Source organism: Clostridioides sp. ZZV15-6598 (assembly GCF_020657705.1).
GTDB classification, from domain to species: Bacteria; Bacillota; Clostridia; order Peptostreptococcales; family Peptostreptococcaceae; genus Clostridioides; species Clostridioides difficile_F.
This window is the reverse complement of sequence record NZ_JAGWCS010000210.1, coordinates 1-4176: the sequence shown is the minus strand read 5'-3', so window position 1 is coordinate 4176 and position 4176 is coordinate 1. Positions and strand designations below refer to the sequence as shown.

Sequence of the window (4176 nt, the reverse complement as noted above, 5' to 3'; positions counted from 1 at the left end):
CATAGAGTACAATATTTAGAATTTAAAAAAGTGTATTTAATACTTAATAATATTTTTAAATAATGGTATAATAAAAACAAGAAGAACTATATTCTAATATGCAATAGAGTAGAGTTCACTAATTTAGATTAATCTTTTTTGAACTTAATTTTTAGTTCAAAATCAAAGTCACTCTTTGCCGTAGAGTGGCTTTTTACTTTTATCTTAAATAATTTATTTATTAAATAAACTATTAGACTAGCAATTAAACTTGCTAATACACTTAGTAAAAATACGTCCATACTTCTTCACCTCCTTCCATAAAATTCAGAAGTAAGGTTTTTTCTTTGTATGAACTCCACTCTTAGATTATAGGTTACATCTTCTTGTTAAAATTATTATAACATAAATTACCATTTTTAAAATCTAGATAAAGTAGTTATTCACTTTACTTTATATCATTTTATTATCAACTCTTTTATATTCATTTCTATTACTCTATATTTAAACTATGTTACATAAGTTTAGTAACTAATCATATTTACTTTTTAGTACAAAAATACCCTATTACAACCGTTACATTCGTTACAGTTCATACCTTACCCCCTCATAGCCTTAAAGATTTTAAAAGTATTATTTTAATTGATTTTTCTATCAACCAATGCTACACCATAGGGAATTAGGAAATGGCTATTCTCCCCCTATATCCCAAAATATATTTAAGATATAAGAGGATATACAACACCACTTTTTCATGAGGTATCCGTATACCCTACGTTTTATTTGTATCTATGTAGAAACTTATTCAACGTCAACTGTTCAAACTCGCTTAGGTCTAGTATTATCAAGTAGGATAATCATTCCTTCACAGTCGCCCCACACTAGGACAGGCACTCCACTTCTAAAGCCTTATTACTTTATTAGCTTGTCTAAGAAATTGTCCCTCCCCCTCAAACGGCACTGTCACGAGTGATTAACTCGTCAGTTTTTTATTTTTATATAGAGTGTTATTCCTATAACCACTCTCGCATTTATCGCATTAAAAAAAGCCTTGTCCACCATCTGAACAAAGCTTGTAATCAATCATCTTTTATCGTTATCATCTTGATTTTTTGTCTTGCATCTTTTATAATCTATGTATATCTAAGAAGATAACAGCTATATTTTATATACTTTATGTTCTCCAAAACATTTAGTATTTTAAACTATAGTTAAAAGATTACTATTTACTATGCTATGTCGAGATAGTTAGTATTAACTCAAAATTGGTTTGGCGACCAAACTTGAGGTAGTAGTCTTTTTTTATATTCAATTTTTTATATAAGTTAATTATAATTCTAGTTATCAAATATTACTAGCATTTTCCATCAATTTTTCTATTTTTTGGTCTAAAAGTTTAATCGGACTATCTAATTTGTTTGTTTTGTAAACTGTTTTTATGAGTGCAGGGGCTATATTTAAAGCTTCTAACATCTTAAAATATTTCTTTAGTTCTTGTTTAGAATACTTTTTCTTTTTAGCATATCTTAACTCTAAATATTGTAATAGCTTCTTTTTACTATTAGTTTTTAGTTTATTTGTCTCTTGGACTATTTTCTTAGCTTCAAAGTAATTGTAAAAGTCTAGTCTAGTGCTACAGATGAATCTCTTATACTTAGTTAAGACTATATCTCTGCATATGTATATATCATCATAGTATGTTTTAAATGTCTTACCATACTTTTTGAGTTCATAATTTGCACACTTAACCTCTAATCTTAAAGTATTAGTCGCAAGCTCCAAGTCAATCTCATTTATATTTATACTACTCTTATACATATCTGCTTTACTTTTTAATGTTTTCAGTTGCTCTAATTTGTTGTAAAAATTAATAGTGTATGTTTTATTTATGTTGCTCTTATAATTATTCTTAGACTTTATGTAAACGCTCGTGTTTGTGTCTATGTTATTTCGATCGACGTAGTTAATATATCTACTATCAGCTTTATCTTTTATAATCTGATTAAATAGTCTTAAATACAAATCTGCATTTACATTATAAATATTAAATGTTACCTCCATGCTTGCAACTGTAAACTCTAATATATCTAACTCTATGTTAAATAACTCTTTAAGCTTATTATTTATCTTTTGTCTTATTTCTTCTCTGTAACTATACAAATCATCTATGTTATGTACATGGTTACCTTCTCTAAGCAACATTACAAGTCTACCATTCACATATATTTTATTTGAATTTACAGCATATAGAAACCTTACTCCATTCCAAGTGAGTATGTATGAAGAAATAACTTTTTTTACTTCTCCAGTATATTCTATATATTCATCATAGTTCTTTTTTAGCTTTAAACTAAACTTACTTGTATCTAGCTTTACATTTTTATATAAGTTAACTCTATCTATCATCCCCATACCCCTCTTAACGAAATCATTTTTCAAATCACAAATTAGCAATATTTTCTAGGCTAAAACTATGATTACAAAATTAAAATTTTCACTTTATAACACCACTAATTAAGGGGTAGTTTAACATTAGTATTTTAGGACTTTTGGTGTTATGGAAATGGAAGGACTACAACAAAATAAAACTTTCTCTAGCCTTTCACATACCATATATACCCCCCTTTTTGCAATGCTTTTCAGCTATTAAACATAGTATATTAAACATAATTTACAGACAAATAATTCTATATTTATAGAACATTCGTACGGGTTGGTATGTCTATTTTTACATACAGACGAAAATTTTTTTTAAGTATGGAAATGGATGTGTTTTTTATACTTTTTCATGAATTTTACAAAACGACAATTCTATATACTACAACTATAGAACGAATGATTTTAAAATATTAAAACTTATTAAGTTGCTACTTTTTTTTAGTGCAGTCTATCAAAGAATCAATTAGACTTTCTATTGAATTAGAATGTATATCAGCTAAGAACATTTTTGTTTCAAACTTTACATATTCTTTTTTAGTAATAAGTATTGTATAGTGTGCCATTCGCTTTATTCTCTCAGCACTTAAAAAGCGTTTATTAACTAATCTTGATAAAATAGTCAATGTAGTTGTTGCTTTCCAATTACAATCTTGCTCCTTCGCTTCTATGACTTCTTTTGATGTCACTATATCGTTCTTATTCCAAATAAATTTCATAACTTTTAATTCTGCTGGTGAAAGTTTTCTAATCATTACACACCTTCTTTCTATTATTAAATAATTTAAAAAGAATATTTTTTATTTCTTTCAAATGAAAGATTTTACAGATATTATTTTAGTGAGTTTATTATAATACAATTCTGAAAAGGTTACAATATACAAAAATAGTAGCTGAAAGGAATAAGTAAAAAATGGACTTAGATTTTAGAGCGATTGGACAACGGATAAAAATTGCTAGAATAAAGAAAAGACTTACACAAGATACTTTATCAGAATTAGTAAATATAACTCCTCAGCACATGTCAAACATTGAGCGAGGTGGTTCTAGTGTCAGTCTGCCAACTTTAATTTCGATTGCTAATACTTTACATGTTTCAATAGATGAATTATTGTGTGATACAATCTTAGACTCTAAAGTTGTTTTTGAAAAAGAATTACAAGAAGTTATAAGTGACTGTAATGAATATGAGATAAGAGTTATTGTTGATGTAGTAAAAACTACAAAAGATTCTATGAGAAGTGTTAAAATGTTTCAAAACAAAACAGAAAATAGATATTAAATAGATAAAATTTAATTTTAAAGATAAAACCTCTGAACATTAGTTATTTCAATGCTTAGAGGCTTTTTTGTGTTGTCAGTAGAAAAGACATAAAATTATGTATTTTATGCCATTGTTTTATAAAACCCAGTAATAGCAACACTTTCGTACCCCTACTGGGTAAGTTTTTATAGTTCATTTGTCAGTTGTATGTCAGCAATACCACCAATCCTACAAAAAATAGTAGATTACCTTTTTCAAGCCGCCTACTTTTTTATTAGAACTCATATAAGCCATTTTAAGCCTTCCTAATTTTGTTTTAATGGAATATTTATACAAGTCATTAAGGCTCGTTGTAAATTTACTACATGAGGCTCAGCATAACATATCATATAAAAAATTTTAAATTAATAATTACATATACATAGAGTACAATATTTAGAATTTAAAAAAGTGTATTTAATACTTAATAATATTTTTAAATAATGGTATAATAAAAA

General features: G+C 26.7%; 4 protein-coding genes. 1 reads left to right on the top strand and 3 read right to left on the bottom strand.

The genetic code is table 11. From position 1 onward, the window contains the following. Positions 1 to 128: 128 nt before the first annotated feature. The 3 genes from KGF50_RS20575 to KGF50_RS20565 form a co-directional block, all read right to left on the bottom strand. On the bottom strand, positions 129 to 281 hold the full coding sequence (locus KGF50_RS20575) for a type I toxin-antitoxin system toxin (protein ID WP_227483916.1): 153 nt from the start codon (positions 279 to 281) through the stop codon (positions 129 to 131). 1042 nt (positions 282 to 1323) lie between these two features. Beyond that, positions 1324 to 2385: a hypothetical protein gene (locus KGF50_RS20570; RefSeq protein ID WP_227849782.1), complete on the bottom strand. Its 1062-nt coding sequence runs from the start codon at positions 2383 to 2385 to the stop codon at positions 1324 to 1326. Positions 2386 to 2846: 461 nt separating this feature from the next. Then, positions 2847 to 3170, bottom strand: a complete 324-nt coding sequence (locus tag KGF50_RS20565) for a BlaI/MecI/CopY family transcriptional regulator (protein WP_227849781.1) — start codon at positions 3168 to 3170, stop codon at positions 2847 to 2849. A gap of 158 nt (positions 3171 to 3328) precedes the next feature. On the opposite strand from KGF50_RS20565, the gene KGF50_RS20560 reads away from it, so the two are divergent. Beyond that, positions 3329 to 3697 (top strand): helix-turn-helix domain-containing protein, encoded by a 369-nt coding sequence (locus tag KGF50_RS20560; RefSeq protein ID WP_227849780.1) that lies wholly within the window; start codon positions 3329 to 3331, stop codon positions 3695 to 3697. Positions 3698 to 4176: the final 479 nt, after the last annotated feature.